Genomic DNA, 17,152 nt, shown 5'->3' with positions numbered 1-17,152 from the left:
GGATGACCAAGAAGAGCACCCCGAAACGGGGCAGACCGACCAAAGACCTTGCCGGCGACGTCCAGGTCCGGATCCTTGACGCAGCCCAGCAGCTTTTTCTCGAGAAGGGCTATCGTAGTGCCAGCATCGACGACATTTCCGAGCTGGCGCCGGCGAGCAAGCCGACCATCTACGCGCACTTCCCCGGCAAGGAGGCACTGTTCGCGGCGGCGGTGGCCCGCACCATCAGCAGGCTGACGGATTTCGAAGGCATCGAGCCCGAGGGCCGCACCCTTCATGACAAGCTCTCGAACCTCGGCACCACCATCGTGGAAAAGCTCATCGAGGAATCGTTGGGCATGGTTCGCGCCACGATCGCCGAAGCACAGCGTTTTCCCGAGTTGAGCCGCAACGTCCACGACGCCGCGCGCGATCGCTCAGTCAACGCCGTTTCCCAACTCTTGAATGAAGCGACGCAGAAGTTGGCGCGCGCTCCCAAGGGGCCCTTCAGCGGCAAGCGAAGCCTTGCCACCGCTCAGATCTTCCTGGATCTGATCCTGTTGCCGATGCTGTTTCGTTCGTTGGTCGGGGAGACACCGAAGGAGCTGAGACGGGAGCTGCCATCCTTCATGCGCGAACGTGTCGGCTTCTTCCTTGCGGCCTGTGAGGCAGACTGGACGCCGTGAGCCGTCGAGCTCCGGGCTCAACAGGTGGATTTGTGGCGCAAACCGGTCTGAACGTTGATGAGTTGAGGAGGCACCGGGCCAGCGAACGCCTTGTTGCCAAGCGCCCCCCCGCAAAAGCGCATCATCTCGTCGAACGCAGGCCGAAGCGCGGTCGCCCTGACACGGGAGGGATTGAGGTAAGCGTCCATCGCGTCCAGCAGACAGCAGGCGAGCGCCATCGGGCTGCCGCCCCGGAACTCCCCGTTCACCTGCCCGGCCGCGATGATCGACCGCACGACGCCGCGAAGCCGATCCGCATGAGACAGGCAGGCCAGCCAGTTCGCCTGTCCTGCGGCCACCACCAGTTCGTGCAATCGGACATCGTTTGCCAGCCGGTGTTCATGCATCCGGGAGATCGCACCAAACGCTGCATTCAGACGGTCCAGGCCCGAGCGGCCGCCTCGCGCTGCACTTGCGGCCGCCGCCGACACCTCCTCGAGCAACTCCGTCACGACGGCCTCTTCGAGCGCTCGGCGGGAGGGATAGAACCGGTAGAGATTTGCGGAGGACATTGCTGCGTCGCGAGCGACGTCGGCAACCGTGGTCTTTCGGTACCCGATCTCCCGGTACAAGCGGATTGCAGCCTGCACAATTCGTTCACGCGTGCACGACAATCCAGCCTGGCGGGTCGTCTGCGCCTTCTGCATGCTCGGCCTCAACGCAACGGAATCGCGTGCATTTCACGCCGACAGGCCTCGCCGAATTCACGCAACGGATCCATCTCCTCGAGGAAGCCCGGCAGGTCGACGAACGACGTGTTCGGCGCGAGGTAGGTCTCGATGATCAGCCGGCCTGCCCGCTCCGCGGCATGGACCACCTCATCCTCGGACAGAATCCGCATGCGCCCGATAAGCGCATACAAATTCACCAATGCCGGGATCTCGGATTTGTCGCTGGTGAGCGCGTCCGCGTAAAGTCGGGACGCCTCCTCGATAAAGCTTCGATAGAGCTTTTCACGCTTCGACGTCGCGTGCGCGTGATGGCGCTCGCGGAGTCTGCGGCGCCGGGACATCCATCCCGTCACGATCGTTGAAATCGCTCCGAAGGCCGAACCTCCGAACGCGGCGAAAGCAGGAGCATATATTGTGTTCATACGATCGGTCCTCATTCCTGGCGTCGCGCTATCGGTGCGATCCCACGGTCCTGACCGAAACCGCGGCGGCTGCGTGGTCGAAGACGGCTCTGCAAGCTTCGCTCAGGTCCGACTTTCTTTGCCTGAGGCAGGCTTCCACATTGGTGGGATCGGGGATGTAGCCGGCGCACAGGCGAAACGCGTCAGACGTGCACGCCGCTCTCTGCTCGGCTGTGCCGCGGTCCTCCTGCGCGAACGCAGCGGTGCCCAACGCAACGAGCACCGGGACTGCGAGCACCAACCGGTTCTTGAACATATCGAATCCTTTCTCAGGTTGAGGCATCTGCTTTCAAAGGGACCCTTGGCCTCACTCCGAAGTCTCCCTCGTCCGACCAGGACGAACACGGGCTTGTGAGTCTCGGCTCTTGACACATCCCGCGATCCGCGCTGTATATGAACTATACGGTGTAGTATATTTAGGAGACCGAAGATGTCAAGCTTGTTCCTGGCGCTCGTGCGGGAAAATCCCTGGCCTGCGATTGCCGTCGCGTCGCTCAATCTGATGGTGGCCGTGTCGCTCGTGGGCCTGAGCCTGCTGCTGGGTCTCACCATTTCGGTGCTCGCCTGGGTGCACGCGCTCGCCGGCGGCGAAGCCGCGCCGGTGCGGCATGCGGCCAGCCGGAGGAGCCTCGCATGACGTCGGGGCTGTTGCTTGCTCGCAATTGCATCATCTGCTGGGTCACGGTGTGGCTCGCGCCGGTCGAATCCATCTTCGACGCGATCGAATCCGAACTCGTCCGCAGAGGTGTCGCGCTTGAAGGCGTCGAGCCCCCTTCCCCGCCCGCCGCGTGAGCATCCCGGAAGTCCGACATGCTCAACTTCATCGAAGTGTTCGACGTCATGAACGTGGAGCCGGCCACCGGCTCTTCAGTCTGGACCGGACTCACCGGCACGCGAACGGCCCTCGAGCGCGACGGGCACATGGTCGACCCGAAGGCGATGGTCTATTGCCCGATCGAATGGCTCGACGAGCGCGGCTATCTCGACGCCGAACGCGCGTCCCGGCACCCGCGGCCCACGAGCTTCTGAAAATGAGACGGAATCATTTCATGTCCGGGAGCTGGCGACCGTGAGCAGGAGATCCGTACTGTCGCGACGTGCGCGCGGCGGCGAGCCCGAGCTGCCTCTGCGGGTGTATTTTCTCTCGGTTGGAGGCGCGCTGCTCCTGCTGCTTCTGGCGGCCGACTGGGTGTTGCCCGCACCTTCGCCGAGCCGGCTCACGGACTCGCATTCCGCGTTGCCGCCGATCCGGATTCACTCGGACCGGAGGGGACCCGAAGCGGCCGTCATCGACACCAGCGGGTTCGGACCGCATCCCGCGCCCGCCGAGCACGATATCGCCCAGGCGCAGCTGCCCGAGACTGAAGTCGGCGACGCCATTGTGCACGACGATGACGGTAACCCGGCGGTCGCGGCGGCCGACCCGCGCCTTCGCGAAAGCCTGGCCCAGTTGCAGCCCGCCGTTCACGATCAAGCGGGGCGGAGGAGCCCGCACGAGATCGCGGCGCGACGGCGCAAGCTCGCTCCGGCGCGGAAGACGCCGAACCGTCCAGAGTGAGTCCTCATGAACGGGACGCAGCGGACCTCATATGCGCCTTGACTGCTGCGCGGTTGTTTCCGGGAACGGCGCAAGGGCAGGCTGCGGCGCCGACAATTCCTGACAATACATCCGATCGATCTTGTCCTGCATGAGCGCATAACAATCGCATGCAACGCGCTCGAGCCGCACCCGGTCGATCTCGACAAACCCGCGCCGGTCGGACGGGACGGCGCCGGCCGCGCGCAGCTTGCTCATCGTTAGGGTCGCCGTTGTCCGCCGCACCCCAAGCAACTGCGCAAGCGCCTCCTGCGTCACCGGCAGGAGGTCATTGGGGACGCGGTCGTGGAGCTGCAGGAGCCACCGCGCCATGCGGCCATCCACCAGGTGCAGCGCGTTGCAGGCCGCAACGTGCTGGAGCTGCAACAGCAACGCGCGGACGTGGACCTGCACGACATTCCTGATGGCCTCGCTTCGCGCATAGGCAGCCCGAAACCTGGCGGCGGAGATCTGCGATGCCGTGCCGGCCACGCGAGCAACCGCGGTCACGGATGAGAGCGACGGGCCGAGCGCGGAGAACGAGGCCAGAGCGCCTTCCCGTCCGATCAACGTGGTTGCAACCGTTTGCCCGTCCGGCATATCGAGCATGAAGGCGATTGCGCCGCTATGGGGAAAGTAAACCGGGTCGAGCTCATCGCCCGACCGCACCAGGACGGTATCGGGTTCGAACGAGACCTTCTGGAAGTGGGGCGTGAGCAAGGCGAGATCCGCCGGCGGCAACGCCGCCAGCAACCGGTTGCCGACGCCAGTGCGGGGGACGGTCGCGATGCTTTCCGGTGCACGAGCAGTCATGAACAACGGTATCCACTTCTCTTATTCATTTCGATTACCCGAAATTCGAATTGGCGAACGAAAATATCCAAACAGAGCCCTGAGGGGAGATCAAGTACGGACTATTGCGGTCCCAACCGGCATTCTTCCCGCGCAAACAGGATCTTGAACGCATCATACGGTTAACGACCTCTTGCATCCGTAGGCTTTCGACGAGATGATTAACCAGCAAGGGTTGCGACGGCGCGGGCGTGGGCGATTGGCCCAATGCGGGAAGCCCCGCGCCGCCTATAAGGGTATAAGGGCATGGCGACGTCGAACGTACGCCGCTATCCCACGGCCGCCGCTCTCGCCGGCGCGACGTTGATCGCGAGCTTGCCGTAGCGGTCGGTGAAGGCCTGGGTGTCGATCTCCTCGAGCTTGATCTCGCCGCTCATGACGCTCCTCTTCCAGGCCGCCTGCGCCGGATCGTTCTGGAACTCCGGCATCACCTCGCGGCCGAACAATTCGAGCGACTCGCAGATGTGCTCGTGGCTGTTCTTGCCGGCCTGGTTGAGCAGGATGACCTGGTCGATATGCGAGCTCTGGAAGCGCTTGAGCTTCCTGCGGATCGTCTCCGGCGAGCCGATCAGGCCGCCGCGCAGCGCCGCCTCCTGGGCCTCGGGATTGTCGCGCTTCCACTTGTTGTACTCGTCCCACATGTTGACGGTGTAGGGCGCCGGGCGCTGGCGGTTCTGTGCGGCGCCGTAGAAGCGCAGCGCGAACTGGAAGAAGGTGGCGCCGTCGGCGCGCGCCCGCGCCTCTTCATCCGTCTTCGCGCACATGAAGAACGAGACCAGCGCCATGTTCGGGTTGATCTCGTAGTCGGCGAGCTTGTGCAGCCGCTTGGTCATGGCGTTGTAATAGGCGTGGACCCAGGCGTGGGCGGCGTCGGCGCTGACGAACTGGAAGCCGAGCGCGCCGAAGCCGTGGCGGCCGGCGCGCTCGATGGTCGGCAGCTGCGAGCAGGCCATCCACAGCGGCGGATGCGGCTTCTGCACCGGCTTCGGCACGACGTTGCGCAAGGGGATGTCGAAATACCTGCCGTGGTGCTCGCTGCCGGCGTCCCTGAACATCGGGAAGATCGCGGCGACGGCCTCCTCGAACACTTCCTTCTTTATCTCCATGTCGCGGCCGAACGGTTCGAGCTCGGTGATGGAGGCGCTCTCACCCATGCCGAATTCGCAGCGGCCGTTGGAGAGCAGGTCGAGCACCGCGACGCGTTCGGCGACGCGCGCGGGATGATTGGTGGTGAGCTGGAGGATGCCGTGGCCGAGCCGGATGTTCTTGGTTCGCTGGCTCGCCGCGGCCAGGAACGATTCCGGCGAAGGCGAGTGCGAATATTCCTCGAGGAAGTGATGCTCGACCACCCAGGCATGGTCGTAGCCGAGCTTGTCGGCGAGTTCCATCTGCGAGAGGGCGTTCTGGTAGAGCTTGAGCTCATCGCCCGCCACCCAGGGCCGTGGCAGTTGCAGCTCGTAGAAGATGCCGAACTTCATGACGCCTCTCCCGCTTATTTTTTGTTGCACTCATCTTAGTGAGCGGGACGGCGCTGTCTACGGAATCACAATTCCGCCATGCGGGAGAACGATCTCCTTCGGTAATCCGAACTACTTCAACCTGAGCTCTTTGCGGACCCCAAGTCCGAACGAAGATGATAGCGGCGCAGCTTCGCGTAAACCGTGCTCTTGGCGAGACCGAGCGCAGACGCGGTCGCGGCCACATTCTCGTTGCACGAGCGGAGCGTCCGCGAGATCAGGTCCCGCTCGGCAGACTCGGCAAGCGAAAGGTGCGGTATATGTTCACACAACGGCTCGTGGGGGCGGATCGTGTCAAGCAAATCAGTTGCTTCGATCGCAACACCGACACTCGTCAGCAAGAGGCTTTCGACGAGGTTGCGCAATTCGCGCACATTGCCGGGCCAATCGTAGCCCTGCAGGCGCGCCAGCACCTCCGGCGCAAAGCGACGGGGCGCAAGACCATAGCGCGCCGTTGCCTGCGCGGCGAAATGCTCGACCAGCCGCCGGATATCGCTCGATCGCTCCCGCAGCGGCGGGATGACAACCGGGACGACAGCCAGCCTATAATACAGATCCTTGCGGAAGCGTCCTTCGTCAACCTCGACCCGCAGATCGCGGTTGGTTGCTGCGACGAGGCGGAAATCCACCTTGCGCGCGACCGCCTCTCCGACTCGACTGATCTCCCCACTCTCCAGCGCTCGCAGGAACATGGGCTGGAGATCGAGCGGCAATTCGCCGATCTCGTCGAGAAACAGCGTGCCGCCGGAAGCAGCTTCGATCTTTCCCGCCATGCCGCCGCGGCGTGCGCCGGTGAACGCGCCGTCGATGTAGCCGAAAAGTTCGCTGGCAAGCAAGTCCCGGGAGACACAGCCGCAATTGACGACAACGAATGGACTGTCCCGACGCGGCGATGCCGCATGGATGCCTTGCGCGAACACCTCCTTGCCTACGCCGGTTTCACCGAGCAGCAAGACCGGAGCCGAGGTTGCAGCGACGCGGCGGCTCTTCACAACCAACGCCTGCATCTTGGGATCGCTGTAGATGACGTTTGAGAAAGCGCGGGCCTCGTGTCGGTCCGGAACCGGAAGCGCCTTGTCGGAGGCCGCACGCTTTGGCGCCACCATCACGGTGCCCAGATGCTCGCCATGATGCACGACTGGTCTCAGCCATTCCTTCTTGATCCAGGGCGGGCATGATGCGCCATCACGCTGATCGTCGTGGCTTCCGAGTTGGGGGACGTCGAACTGGCCTCGCGGCGCACCCAAATCATGCATGATCTGCGACATATCGCCATTCGCCTTGAACGGACGTCCGGCGCTGTCGAACAGCACGGCGTGATGCCGGTTCAACGGAGGCAGCATCCAGAAGCATTGATCGAGCAGCCGGTAGCGGGCGTCCAGCTCCATCTGCAGCAGTTGAGCCTCGATGCGCGCCGCCGCTGAAATCGCCAGTGCGAGCGCCGGCCGCCCGTAGGACGAGGACAATCCGGAGATGTCGATCGCGCCGATGACGGCGCCGTCGATCGGATCGCGGATAACGCTGGCCGAGCAAGTCCAGCGGTGGATGCCGGAACAGAAATGCTCCGTGGCGTGTACCTGGATCGGCTGCCCGGTTTCCAGGGCGGTGCCGATCGCGTTCGTCCCGCAGGTCGTCTCGCTCCAGTTGCTGCCTGGCAGCAAATGCGTCTTTTCAACGGCATCGCGCAGCGCGAGCTTGGTGTCGCCTTCGAGACGCAAGACAACGCCGTCAACATCGGTCAGCACCATCACGGTGCCGGTCTCCAGCATGTAGTCGCGCGCCAGCGCCATCGTCGAAGCGCCGGCCAGCACAAGACGGCTGCGCTTGTCGAGCAGGCGCTGCAGCCTGTCATCCCTGATCGGCATCGGGGCCTGACCGCGCCGGTAGTCGACAGCCGATTGCTGGCAGCGCTGCCAGGAATCGGTAATAGCTGATCGTACGACCTGCTGACGCGTGCTGTCGCTTCCGGACAGAAAGCGTTCCCAACTGGTCAGAACGTCGTGTTCGATACCTGGATTGGCGAAAGCATCCTCTGGCGTCTGACCCAACACGTTCCCTCCTTTGACGCGCTGAGTGGTCCAAATGATCTGCCGGACCCCGAGCTTTATCTCCTGATTGTGAAGCCATCCACGGAAACGCGCAACGGGGTATCCCGCCCTTGGTGCTATCAGGCTCGCCTCCGGCTGCACCGCAACACGGTGAGGTCGGAGGCGGATTGAAGGCCTCAAGCCGGCCGAACCTAGGCGGCCTTGCGCCGGCTCAAGCTGTCGTAGAAGGCAGTTTCGAAGCGCATGTATCCCGTAAACGAGGCTACATCGGCAAAGGGCAGGATTTGGGTGGCCCAATAGCCTCCAAAGCCGTTCTGACGGTCGATCCAATAGAACAGGTTCGCCAGCCCGGCCCAGCCGAGCGCGCCGGCGGGCCGTCCGGTCGGAGCCATCTCGTCATTGACCATGAAGGTGAACGCCCAGGACTTCGACAGGCCAGGGAAGAACTCCGCATCGTTCGAGAGCGATTTGATAACGCCCGGCAGCGCCGTGACCTTGAGATCGCCGAGCTGGTTCTTCTCGGCCATCGCCACAGTCTCCGGCTTCAGCACCCGGCCGTGCGGGCCGGCTCCGTCGTTCAACCACATGCGGATGAAGCGCATGTAGTCGCCGACCGTGCTGTAGAGGCCGTGGCCTCCCATATGGACCTCGGGATTAGCAGGCAATTCGAAGTCCATCGGGGTCAGTGAGCCGTCGGCGTTGCGCGCGTGCACGCCGGCCAGCTTGCTGCGCACCGCATCGTTGATCTCGAATGTCGTGTTGGTCATGCCGAGTGGCTTGAAGATGCGCTCGGCGAAGACCTCGCCCAGCCGCTTGCCGGTGATGCCTTCGACGACTTGCCCGACCCAATCGATGTTCGTCCCATATTCCCATTTCGAGCCGGGATCGAACAGCAGCGGCGTCATGATGGCGGCCTTCGACGAGGTGATCACGCTCGGCTGTCCGTGGTCGGTCGCCAGGCGCAGATAGTTCTCGTTGAAGAAGTCGTAGCCGAACCCGCCGGTGTGCAGCAGCAGCATGCGCGTGGTCACCTCACGCTTCGGGGCGCGAAGCCTGGGCTGGCCCTTCGCATCGAAGCCGTCGATCACCTGCAGCTTGCCTATATCAGGCGCGTAGGTCCTTGCCGGCGCATCGAGGTCGAGCTCGCCTTCCTCGATCAGTTGAAGCGCAGCCGTGCCGGTGATCGCCTTGGTCGTCGAGAAGATGGCAAAGCTGCTATCGGTCGTCATCGCCGCCGACTGGTCGATGCGACGCTTGCCCACGGCTCCCTCGTAGATGTTGCCGGTGCGATCTGTCACCATCGCCACCACGCCCGGGACGCCCTGGCCGGTCGTGACGGTTTCATTGAGGACGGCATCAGCCGCCGCCTTGAAGTTCTTCGTCATGTGTTCCTCCGAATTGTTGTGATGATGCGGGATGCGGGGCCGCGCCCGCCAAGAAGCTGGTTGCGCGGCCCCGTGTGTCGTTACTGCTTGGCAAAGCCGGGATAGGCCGAAGAGGCGACCGCATCGCACTTCTGGCGATAGGTTCCGACGCCTCCGATATAGGAGAGCAGACGGCGCGGCTTGCCCTCGACGTTCGAGCCCATGTACCAGGAGTTCGTTTTGGTCACGAGGGTCGTGTTCGCGATCTCATCGTGATGCGCAACCCAGGCGTCCTGCGTATCCTTGGTCGGCTCGATGACGCTCAGATGGTTCTTCTTGAGATAAGCGATGCAATCGCTGATCCACTCGACCTGCTGCTGAAGGCATGTCGTCATGTTGCAGAGCGCCGTCGACGGCGCCAGCGGCGCGCCTGTGGTGAAGAGGTTCGGGTAGCCGTGGACCTGAAGCCCCATCGTGGTCCTGATGTCGCGGCTCCACTCGTCCTTCAGCGAGCGACCGTCGCGGCCCCGGATATCGATGCGGGTCAGCGCACCCGAGCCGGCGTCGAAGCCGGTCGCCAGGATGATCACGTCCAGGTCGTACGCCGTTCCGTCGGTGAGCTCGATACCCTGCGGCGTGATCCGCTTGATCGGGTTGTTCTTGACGCTGACCAGCTCGACGTTCGACTGGTGGTAAGTCTCCAGGTAGTTGGTTTCGAGCGGGACGCGATGCGTGCCGAAGCCGTAGTCGGTCGGGATCAGCGTCTCGCAGAGCTTGGGATCCTTGAGGCGCGCGCGCATCTTGTTGCGGACGAACTCGGATATCTCCTCGCTGACGTCCTCCTCGAAGAACATCTCGACGAATGAGGCGAGCCACAGCCGCAGCGAGCCTTCATCCCAGATCTTCTCCAGAACGGCGTGACGCTGCTCCGGACTGAGATCCTTCCAATTGCCGTTGGTGAAGTCGTATTCGAATCCGGTGAACGAGTGGGGCAGGGTTTTGCGGAATTCCTCGAACCGCGCCTTGTAGCCCTCGACCTCCTTCGGCCCGTATTTCGGGTTCTTCATCGGGATGATGTATTGCGGCGTGCGCACAAACACCTTCATGCTTCCGACCTCGCCGGCGATCGTCTGGATCACCTGGATGCCGGTGGCGCCATTGCCGACGACGCCGACGCGCTTGCCGGCGAGATCGAGCTTCTCCTTCGGATAGCGGCCGGTGTGGACGAGGGTGCCCTTGAACGTGTCCTGTCCGGGAAATACCGACGTCAACGGCGCCGACAGCATGCCGCAACACGTGATCAGGAACTGCGCGTCGATCGTGTCGCCCTTGTCGGTCGTGATCGTCCAACGCTGTGTCGCCTCATTGAAGACGGCGCTTGCAACCGTCGTGCTGAAGCGGATGTCTTTGCGCAAGTCGAGCCTATCGGCGACGTAGTTGAGCCACTTTTCGATCTCCGGCTGACCGGGGAAGCGCTCGCTCCAGCTCCAGCCTTTGTAGAGCTCCTCCGAAAAGAGGTACTGATAGATGTAGGCCTCGGAGTCGAAGCGCGCTCCCGGATAGCGATTCCAGTACCAGGTGCCGCCGACTCCGGTCGCCGTATCGACAGCCTTGACCTTGAGGCCTTGCTCGTCGCGCAGCTTGTGGAGCTGGTAAAGTCCGGCAACCCCTGTGCCGATGACGACCGCGTCCAGGCTTTCATGTTGGCGCACGCCGTTGGTCTTGTGCTCACTCATGCATTCCCTCCCAAGGTTTGTTTTCCTCCCCGCCGCCAGGCGCAGGAGACAATTCGGAGTTACGCATGTTGCGTGCCAGAGCACGTCTCAGGCTCTAAGCGCTTGCAATACTTGAGTTGTCAGGCGCAGTGGCAAGGATGCGCGCGTTCGAAATTCGAACTGCATGGACTCGGCGAGACCGGATTTCGATCTTTCGTGACGAACCGGCCGCTGCATTCCGATGTTGCCGAGAAGGCGCCTCTCCAGTCGCGCCACACTCGGCACCCGCAAGCTACTGGAGCCCGCGGTTTCCGCACGAGTTCGCCGCAACTGGTCCGCGTTGCGTCAAAATGGTACTTTACGGAATGTCGGCCTGTGGCAGGTCAACGACACGATCGGACTAGCTCAACTCGCGCGCGTTAGCACCGCAGCGCCGTCCACGGGGCGTGCTGCGACATCCCTGCAAGTCGACCGCTTGATCCAGATCAACGCATTGACGCCGCGGTTGCAGCACAAGCAGGGCAAGGCAACGGCCCGGATGCCGTCCCAATTCCCAAAATTTCAAAGAGACCGAATATGTCGGCCCCTGACGACACGACTTCGCGCGTGCGCCGTAAGCGCATGGAGATCTTCGCTTTCCTGTTCCTGACCGCGGTCGTGATGCCCGTCCTCGCCGTCGGAACGGTCGGCTCCTACGGGCTTGGCGTCTGGATCTACCAGATGTTTGCCGGTCCTCCCGGCCCACCAGCCTCCCCGCATTGATCCCCAGAGCGAAAGACAGGCATCATGGCCCAAGCCTCACTCAACAAAGCCACGCTCAACCGCCGCGCCTTGATCACCGGCCGGGTGCTCAGCACCGACCGCATCGTGCCGCCGCCGGGCGCCGAGATCGCCAGCATCATCGTGCAGGCGCGCCCCGAGCGGCTCGCCGAGCTCGAAGCCGAGATCACCGCGCTGCCCGGCTGCGAGATCCACGGCCGCGACCCGCGCGGCAAGCTCGTCGTCGTGACCGAAGCGCCTGACGCCGGCAGCCTCGGCACCCTGCTCAACACCATCCAGTCGCTGCCGAACGTCTATTCCGCGGCGCTCGTCTTCCACGCCATCGAAACCGCCTGAGTCAGGAAGAGCCATCATGACATCGCCGAAGCTCGACCGCCGCCAGATGCTCAAGCTCGAGGCCGCCGCCATCGCGGCGGCTGCCGCCGGGCTGCCGGTGCCGGCGCTCGCCGCCAACCTCGCCACCGAACGCGAGGCGAGCGAATTGAAATGGGACAAGGCCGCCTGCCGATTCTGCGGCACCGGCTGCTCCGTGATGGTCGCGACCAAGGAGAACCGCGTCGTCGCGACGCACGGCGACATCAAGGCCGAGGTCAATCGCGGCCTCAATTGCGTCAAGGGCTACTTCCTCTCCAAGATCATGTACGGCCACGACCGCCTGACGCAGCCGATGCTGCGCAAGGCGAACGGCAAATACGACAAGAACGGCGACTTCACGCCCGTGTCCTGGACCGAAGCCTTCGACATCATGGAGGTGAAGTGGAAGGAGGCGATGAAGAAGCGCGGTCCCAACGGCGTCGCCATGTTCGGCTCCGGCCAGTGGACGATCTGGGAAGGCTATGCCGCCTCGAAACTGTTCAAGGCCGGCTTCCGCACCAACAACATCGACCCCAATGCGCGGCACTGCATGGCATCGGCCGTCGCCGGCATGATGCGCACCTTCGGCATCGACGAGCCGCCCGGCTGCTATGACGACATCGAGGCCACCGATGCCTTCGTGCTGTGGGGCTCCAACATGGCGGAGATGCACCCGATCCTGTGGACGCGCCTGGCCGACCGCCGGCTGTCCGCCCCGCATGTCCGCGTCGCCGTGCTCTCGACCTTCGAGCACCGCTCGTTCGACCTCGCCGACATCGGCATGGTGTTCAAGCCGCAGACCGACCTCTATCTGCTCAACGCCATCGCCAACCACATCATCAAGACCGGCCGGGTCAACAAGGACTTCGTCGCCGCGCACACCATTTTCAGGCGCGGACAAACCGACATCGGCTATGGCCTGCGGCCCGAGCATCCGCTGCAGAAGAAGGCGACGGGCGCGGCCAAGGCCAACGACTCCACCGACATGAGCTACGACGAGTACGCGAAGTTCGTGTCCGAATACACGCTGGAGAAGGCGGCCGAGATGTCCGGCGTGCCGCTGAACCGGCTGGAGGCGCTCGCCGAGCTCTACGCCGATCCCAAGACCAAGGTGGTCTCGTTCTGGACCATGGGTTTCAACCAGCACACCCGCGGCGTCTGGTGCAACAACCTCGTCTACAACATCCATCTTCTGACCGGAAAGATCTCCTCGCCCGGCAACAGCCCGTTCTCGCTGACCGGCCAGCCCTCGGCCTGCGGCACCGCGCGCGAGGTCGGCACCTTCTCGCACCGCCTGCCGGCCGACATGGTCGTGACCAACAAGGCGCACCGCGATCATGCCGAGCACATCTGGCAGTTGCCTGAAGGCACCATTCCCGACAAGCCCGGCGCGCACGCCGTGCTGCAAAGCCGGATGCTGAAGGACGGTCTGATCAACGCCTATTGGGTGCAGGTCAACAACAACCTCCAGGCCGGTCCCAACTCCAACGAGGAGACCTATCCGGGTTTCCGCAATCCCGACAATTTCATCGTGGTCTCCGACGCCTATCCCTCGGTGACGGCGCTCGCCGCCGATTTGATCCTGCCGACCGCGATGTGGGTGGAGAAGGAAGGCGCCTATGGCAATGCCGAGCGGCGCACGCAGTTCTGGCATCAGCTCGTCGCGGCGCCCGGCGAGGCCAAGTCCGATCTCTGGCAGCTCATGGAATTCTCCAAGCGCTTCAAGATCGAGGAAGTCTGGACCGAGGAGCTGATCGCCAAGAAGCCGGAGGTTCGCGGCAAGACGCTGTTCGACGTGCTCTACAAGAACGGCCAGGTCGACAAGTTCCCGGTCTCCGACATCGAGCAGGGCTATCTCAACGACGAGTCCAAGGCGTTCGGCTTCTACGTTCACAAGGGCCTGTTCGAGGAATACGCCAGCTTCGGCCGCGGCCACGGCCATGACCTCGCGCCGTTCGACACCTATCACCGCGAGCGCGGCCTGCGCTGGCCCGTCGTCAACGGCCAGGAAACCAAATGGCGTTTCCGCGAGGGCAGCGATCCCTACGTCAAGCAGGGCACGGGCGTGCAGTTCTACGGCTATCCGGACGGCAAGGCGCGCATCTTCGCCCTGCCCTACGAGCCGCCGGCGGAATCGCCCGACGGCGAATATCCGTTCTGGCTCTCGACCGGCCGCGTGCTGGAGCACTGGCATTCCGGCACCATGACGCGCCGCGTGCCTGAGCTCTACAAGGCGTTCCCCGAAGCCGTCTGCTTCATGCATCCGGACGACGCGCAGGAAGCGAAGATCCGGCGCGGCGACGAGGTGAAGGTGGTGTCCCGCCGCGGCTTCATCCGCGCCCGCGTCGAGACGCGCGGCCGCGACCGGCCGCCGCGTGGCCTCGTGTTCGTGCCGTGGTTCGACGAATCCAAGATGATCAACAAGGTGACGCTGGACGCCACCGATCCGATCTCGCTGCAAACCGACTACAAGAAATGCGCCGTGCGCATCGAGCGGGTGAACCTCTCATGATGAAACGATTTGGCATAGCCCTGCTCGCGGTCGCGATCGCCGCGGGCGCGAGCTCTCTGACCGCGCAGACGGTGACGTCGGGCCTGCGTGGCCCGGCCCCGCTCAATGACGAGGGGCCGGCGCCGCCGATGCTGCCGAACCGCAATACGTCCGAGCGGGAGGTGCGCAACTACCCGGAGCAGCCGCCGGTGATCCCGCACACGATCGACGGCTACCAGATCGACCTCAACGGCAACAAATGCCTGTCCTGCCATGCGCGGGCACGCACCGCGGAATCGCAGGCGCCGATGGTCTCGATCACGCATTTCATGGACCGCGACGGCCAGTTCCTGGCCTCGATCTCGCCGCGGCGCTTCTTCTGCACGGAATGCCACGTGCCGCAGAACACCGCCACCCCGCCCGTCAGCAACGACTTCACCGACATCGACACGCTGCTGTCGCGCGCCAGCCCCGGTGGCCGCCGATGACGACGACCGCTGACGAGCCAAAAGCCAAGCGCGGCTTCATCACACGAAGCTGGGATTTCGCGCTCGAGCTCTGGCAGGTGCTGATCCGGCCGAGCTCGGTGTTCGGGCTCGGCGTGCTGGTGCTGGCCGGCTTTGCCGCCGGCGTGATCTTCTGGGGCGGCTTCAACACCGCGCTGGAATTGACCAACACCGAGAAGTTCTGCACCGGCTGCCACGAGATGAAGGACAACGTCTATGCCGAGCTGAAGTCGACCATCCACTTCAGCAACCGCTCCGGCGTACGCGCGACCTGCCCGGACTGCCACGTGCCGCACAACTGGACCGACAAGATCGCGCGCAAGATGCAGGCCTCCAAGGAGGTCTGGGGCAAGATCTTCGGCACGATCGACACGAGGGAGAAATTCCAGGATCACCGGCTCGAGCTCGCCGCTCATGAATGGGCCCGCTTCAAGGCCAACGATTCCCTGGAATGCCGCAACTGCCACAGCGCCGATTCCATGGACATCACGAAGCAGTCGCCGCGGGCCTCGGTGGCGCACCAGCGCTTCCTGTTCACGGGGGAAAAGACCTGCATCGACTGCCATAAGGGCATCGCCCACCATCTGCCCGACATGCGCGGCGTTCCCGGCTGGCAATAGGGTAGTCCACCAGGCTTGAACCCTTGGTGCGAATGGTTAGTTTTGAGGGATGGCGAATCGGTCGGTTTCGCCCCTCCTCAAGACAGATATGGCCACCTTCACCCCGCATCAGGACGCCGCGCTCAAAGCCGTTGGCGACTGGCTGAAAGCAAAACCCGGACGCAACGGCACGCCGCCGGTGTTCCGCCTGTTCGGCTTTGCCGGCACCGGCAAGACCACGCTGGCGCGGCACATCGCCGAGGGCGTCGACGGCGAGGTGAAGTTCGCCGCCTTCACCGGCAAGGCCGCGCTGGTGATGCGCAACAAGGGTTGCGACGAGGCCTCCACCATCCACTCGCTGATCTACCGCGCCCGCGAATCCGGCGAGGAGCAGCCGAGCTTCGAATTGTGGGATGACGCCCCCGCGTCCAAGGCCAAGCTGATCGTGATCGACGAATGCTCGATGGTCGATGCCGAACTGGGACGCGACCTGATGTCGTTCGACTGTCCGCTGCTGGTGCTGGGCGATCCCGCGCAGCTGCCGCCGATCCAGGGCGGCGGCTTCTTCACCAACACCGAGCCCGACGCGATGCTGACCGAGGTGCACCGCCAGGCCCAGGACGATCCGATCGTGCGGATGTCGATGGACGTCCGCGAAGGCCGCGAGCTCGACATCGGCCGCTATGGCGAGAGCGAGGTGGTGTCGCGCAAGGAGCTCGATCCTGATCGCGTCATGGGTGCCGACCAGGTGCTGGTCGGCCGCAACAACACGCGACGCGCCTACAACATGCGGGTGCGGCAGCGCCAGAACATCGAGGACGCCTTTCCGGTCGCCGGCGACAAGCTGGTGTGCCTGCGCAACAACCGCAAGAAGGGCCTGTTCAACGGCGGCCTCTGGCGCGTGAAGTCGCGCAACACCTCGCGCTCGAAATCGCGCATCCTCAGCATGCGGCTGTCGCCGGACGAGGATCTTGGCCACAAGGTGACGAAGGTCTCGGTGCGCGCCGACTGCTTCGAGGGCGGCGTCGAGCAGATCGCCTGGGAGCAGCGCAAGCCCTATGACGAGTTCGACTACGGCTACGTGCTGACCGTGCACAAGTCGCAGGGCTCGCAATGGGACGACGTCGTGCTGTTCGACGAGAGCTTTGCGTTCCAGGACTCCAGGGCGCGGTGGCTGTACACGGGGATCACGCGCGCGGCGAAAAGGTTGAGCATTGTGGTGTGACGCTGCCGTAGCCCGGATGAGCGAAGCGATATCCGGGATAGAAAGACCCGCATGTCGCTACGCTCATGCGGGCTACGATTTCCAATCGTCGTCCCGGCGAAGGCCGGGACCCATACCGCGGAATCTATCCGTGGTCGGCGGTATGAGTACCAAGGAAAGCTCGATCACTGCGAGTCTTCGCCAAACTTCTCCCTGTGGTTATGGGTCCCGGCCCCCCGTGCGCAATTGCGCACTAGGCCGGGACGACACTGGTTATGAGGGAGCGCCGTCGCATCCCACGCGCCGCCCC

At 63.8% G+C, this 17,152-nt stretch carries 19 protein-coding genes; 11 read left to right on the top strand and 8 right to left on the bottom strand.

What is annotated here, in order from left to right:
- The first annotated feature begins 2 nt into the window (after positions 1 to 2).
- Positions 3 to 665, top strand: coding sequence for a TetR/AcrR family transcriptional regulator (locus BM118_RS18640; RefSeq protein ID WP_092186933.1), 663 nt, complete (start codon positions 3 to 5; stop codon positions 663 to 665).
- A gap of 17 nt (positions 666 to 682) precedes the next feature.
- On the opposite strand, the gene BM118_RS18635 is transcribed toward BM118_RS18640, so the two are convergent.
- Genes BM118_RS18635 through BM118_RS18625 form a run of 3 tightly spaced genes read right to left on the bottom strand, consistent with a single transcriptional unit; the run spans position 683 to position 2,092 of the window.
- The gene (locus BM118_RS18635; protein ID WP_092186932.1) at positions 683 to 1,351 is read right to left on the bottom strand and encodes a TetR/AcrR family transcriptional regulator; all 669 of its coding nucleotides are present in this window, start codon (positions 1,349 to 1,351) and stop codon (positions 683 to 685) included.
- Between the two features lie 8 nt (positions 1,352 to 1,359).
- On the bottom strand, positions 1,360 to 1,797 hold the full coding sequence (locus BM118_RS18630) for a hypothetical protein (protein ID WP_244550170.1): 438 nt from the start codon (positions 1,795 to 1,797) through the stop codon (positions 1,360 to 1,362).
- A gap of 28 nt (positions 1,798 to 1,825) precedes the next feature.
- The gene (locus BM118_RS18625; protein WP_092186930.1) at positions 1,826 to 2,092 is read right to left on the bottom strand and encodes a hypothetical protein; all 267 of its coding nucleotides are present in this window, start codon (positions 2,090 to 2,092) and stop codon (positions 1,826 to 1,828) included.
- Between the two features lie 174 nt (positions 2,093 to 2,266).
- Here BM118_RS18625 and BM118_RS18620 point away from each other — a divergent pair, with 174 nt between their 5' ends.
- From BM118_RS18620 to BM118_RS18610, 4 genes are read left to right on the top strand one after another with little or no spacing between them, the layout of a single operon-like run.
- Positions 2,267 to 2,473, top strand: a complete 207-nt coding sequence (locus BM118_RS18620) for a hypothetical protein (protein ID WP_092186929.1) — start codon at positions 2,267 to 2,269, stop codon at positions 2,471 to 2,473.
- Positions 2,470 to 2,628: a hypothetical protein gene (locus BM118_RS41470; protein ID WP_177234423.1), complete on the top strand. Its 159-nt coding sequence runs from the start codon at positions 2,470 to 2,472 to the stop codon at positions 2,626 to 2,628. The genes BM118_RS18620 and BM118_RS41470 overlap by 4 nt, the downstream gene beginning before the upstream one ends.
- Before the next feature lie 18 nt (positions 2,629 to 2,646).
- Positions 2,647 to 2,865, top strand: coding sequence for a hypothetical protein (locus BM118_RS18615; protein WP_092186928.1), 219 nt, complete (start codon positions 2,647 to 2,649; stop codon positions 2,863 to 2,865).
- A gap of 40 nt (positions 2,866 to 2,905) precedes the next feature.
- The gene (locus tag BM118_RS18610) at positions 2,906 to 3,394 is read left to right on the top strand and encodes a hypothetical protein (RefSeq protein WP_177234422.1); all 489 of its coding nucleotides are present in this window, start codon (positions 2,906 to 2,908) and stop codon (positions 3,392 to 3,394) included.
- Positions 3,395 to 3,421: 27 nt separating this feature from the next.
- Here BM118_RS18610 and BM118_RS18605 read toward each other — a convergent pair whose 3' ends face one another.
- The 5 genes from BM118_RS18605 to BM118_RS18585 all read right to left on the bottom strand — a co-directional run bounded on the left by BM118_RS18605 (position 3,422) and on the right by BM118_RS18585 (position 10,929).
- The gene (locus BM118_RS18605; protein WP_092187058.1) at positions 3,422 to 4,225 is read right to left on the bottom strand and encodes a Crp/Fnr family transcriptional regulator; all 804 of its coding nucleotides are present in this window, start codon (positions 4,223 to 4,225) and stop codon (positions 3,422 to 3,424) included.
- Positions 4,226 to 4,533: 308 nt separating this feature from the next.
- A complete protein-coding gene (locus BM118_RS18600) occupies positions 4,534 to 5,742 on the bottom strand; it encodes an LLM class flavin-dependent oxidoreductase (RefSeq protein ID WP_177234421.1) in 1,209 nt (402 codons plus the stop codon).
- 116 nt (positions 5,743 to 5,858) lie between these two features.
- Positions 5,859 to 7,832 (bottom strand): sigma-54-dependent Fis family transcriptional regulator, encoded by a 1,974-nt coding sequence (locus BM118_RS18595; RefSeq protein ID WP_092186927.1) that lies wholly within the window; start codon positions 7,830 to 7,832, stop codon positions 5,859 to 5,861.
- Between the two features lie 188 nt (positions 7,833 to 8,020).
- Positions 8,021 to 9,214: a methyl acetate hydrolase AcmB gene (locus BM118_RS18590; RefSeq protein ID WP_092186926.1), complete on the bottom strand. Its 1,194-nt coding sequence runs from the start codon at positions 9,212 to 9,214 to the stop codon at positions 8,021 to 8,023.
- An 80-nt stretch (positions 9,215 to 9,294) separates the two neighbouring features.
- Positions 9,295 to 10,929: a flavin-containing monooxygenase gene (locus BM118_RS18585; protein ID WP_092186925.1), complete on the bottom strand. Its 1,635-nt coding sequence runs from the start codon at positions 10,927 to 10,929 to the stop codon at positions 9,295 to 9,297.
- Between the two features lie 555 nt (positions 10,930 to 11,484).
- Here BM118_RS18585 and napE point away from each other — a divergent pair.
- The 6 genes from napE to BM118_RS18555 all read left to right on the top strand — a co-directional run bounded on the left by napE (position 11,485) and on the right by BM118_RS18555 (position 16,863).
- Positions 11,485 to 11,670: a periplasmic nitrate reductase, NapE protein gene (gene napE, locus BM118_RS18580; RefSeq protein WP_092186924.1), complete on the top strand. Its 186-nt coding sequence runs from the start codon at positions 11,485 to 11,487 to the stop codon at positions 11,668 to 11,670.
- A 24-nt stretch (positions 11,671 to 11,694) separates the two neighbouring features.
- Complete coding sequence (locus BM118_RS18575) at positions 11,695 to 12,024, top strand: chaperone NapD (protein WP_092186923.1); 330 nt, start codon at positions 11,695 to 11,697, stop codon at positions 12,022 to 12,024.
- A gap of 16 nt (positions 12,025 to 12,040) precedes the next feature.
- Positions 12,041 to 14,554 carry a nitrate reductase catalytic subunit NapA gene (gene napA / locus BM118_RS18570; RefSeq protein ID WP_092186922.1) on the top strand — a complete coding sequence of 838 codons (2,514 nt, stop codon included), beginning with the start codon at positions 12,041 to 12,043 and terminating at the stop codon, positions 14,552 to 14,554.
- Positions 14,551 to 15,021 (top strand): nitrate reductase cytochrome c-type subunit, encoded by a 471-nt coding sequence (locus tag BM118_RS18565; RefSeq protein ID WP_027544935.1) that lies wholly within the window; start codon positions 14,551 to 14,553, stop codon positions 15,019 to 15,021. Before napA ends, BM118_RS18565 begins: the two co-directional genes overlap by 4 nt.
- Positions 15,018 to 15,659 carry a NapC/NirT family cytochrome c gene (locus BM118_RS18560; RefSeq protein ID WP_092186920.1) on the top strand — a complete coding sequence of 214 codons (642 nt, stop codon included), beginning with the start codon at positions 15,018 to 15,020 and terminating at the stop codon, positions 15,657 to 15,659. The genes BM118_RS18565 and BM118_RS18560 overlap by 4 nt, the downstream gene beginning before the upstream one ends.
- 88 nt (positions 15,660 to 15,747) lie before the next feature.
- Positions 15,748 to 16,863, top strand: a complete 1,116-nt coding sequence (locus BM118_RS18555) for an ATP-dependent DNA helicase (protein WP_177234420.1) — start codon at positions 15,748 to 15,750, stop codon at positions 16,861 to 16,863.
- Positions 16,864 to 17,152 lie beyond the last annotated feature (289 nt).

Origin of the sequence: Bradyrhizobium sp. cf659, assembly GCF_900113725.1 — a bacterium.
In the GTDB taxonomy this organism is placed as follows: domain Bacteria; phylum Pseudomonadota; class Alphaproteobacteria; order Rhizobiales; family Xanthobacteraceae; genus Bradyrhizobium.
This window is presented reverse-complemented; position numbering and strand designations above follow the sequence as displayed.

Coding starts and splice junctions, on each gene's coding strand:
- BM118_RS18565 (WP_027544935.1), top strand. CDS start 14,551: ATGATGAAACGATTTGGCATAGCCCTGCTCGCGGTCGCGATCGCCGCG.
- BM118_RS18630 (WP_244550170.1), bottom strand. CDS start 1,797: ATGAACACAATATATGCTCCTGCTTTCGCCGCGTTCGGAGGTTCGGCC.
- BM118_RS18620 (WP_092186929.1), top strand. CDS start 2,267: ATGTCAAGCTTGTTCCTGGCGCTCGTGCGGGAAAATCCCTGGCCTGCG.
- napA (WP_092186922.1), top strand. CDS start 12,041: ATGACATCGCCGAAGCTCGACCGCCGCCAGATGCTCAAGCTCGAGGCC.
- BM118_RS18635 (WP_092186932.1), bottom strand. CDS start 1,351: ATGCAGAAGGCGCAGACGACCCGCCAGGCTGGATTGTCGTGCACGCGT.
- BM118_RS18585 (WP_092186925.1), bottom strand. CDS start 10,929: ATGAGTGAGCACAAGACCAACGGCGTGCGCCAACATGAAAGCCTGGAC.
- BM118_RS18560 (WP_092186920.1), top strand. CDS start 15,018: ATGACGACGACCGCTGACGAGCCAAAAGCCAAGCGCGGCTTCATCACA.
- BM118_RS18590 (WP_092186926.1), bottom strand. CDS start 9,214: ATGACGAAGAACTTCAAGGCGGCGGCTGATGCCGTCCTCAATGAAACC.
- BM118_RS18615 (WP_092186928.1), top strand. CDS start 2,647: ATGCTCAACTTCATCGAAGTGTTCGACGTCATGAACGTGGAGCCGGCC.
- BM118_RS18555 (WP_177234420.1), top strand. CDS start 15,748: ATGGCCACCTTCACCCCGCATCAGGACGCCGCGCTCAAAGCCGTTGGC.
- BM118_RS18640 (WP_092186933.1), top strand. CDS start 3: ATGACCAAGAAGAGCACCCCGAAACGGGGCAGACCGACCAAAGACCTT.
- BM118_RS18625 (WP_092186930.1), bottom strand. CDS start 2,092: ATGTTCAAGAACCGGTTGGTGCTCGCAGTCCCGGTGCTCGTTGCGTTG.
- BM118_RS41470 (WP_177234423.1), top strand. CDS start 2,470: ATGACGTCGGGGCTGTTGCTTGCTCGCAATTGCATCATCTGCTGGGTC.
- napE (WP_092186924.1), top strand. CDS start 11,485: ATGTCGGCCCCTGACGACACGACTTCGCGCGTGCGCCGTAAGCGCATG.
- BM118_RS18605 (WP_092187058.1), bottom strand. CDS start 4,225: ATGACTGCTCGTGCACCGGAAAGCATCGCGACCGTCCCCCGCACTGGC.
- BM118_RS18575 (WP_092186923.1), top strand. CDS start 11,695: ATGGCCCAAGCCTCACTCAACAAAGCCACGCTCAACCGCCGCGCCTTG.
- BM118_RS18600 (WP_177234421.1), bottom strand. CDS start 5,742: ATGAAGTTCGGCATCTTCTACGAGCTGCAACTGCCACGGCCCTGGGTG.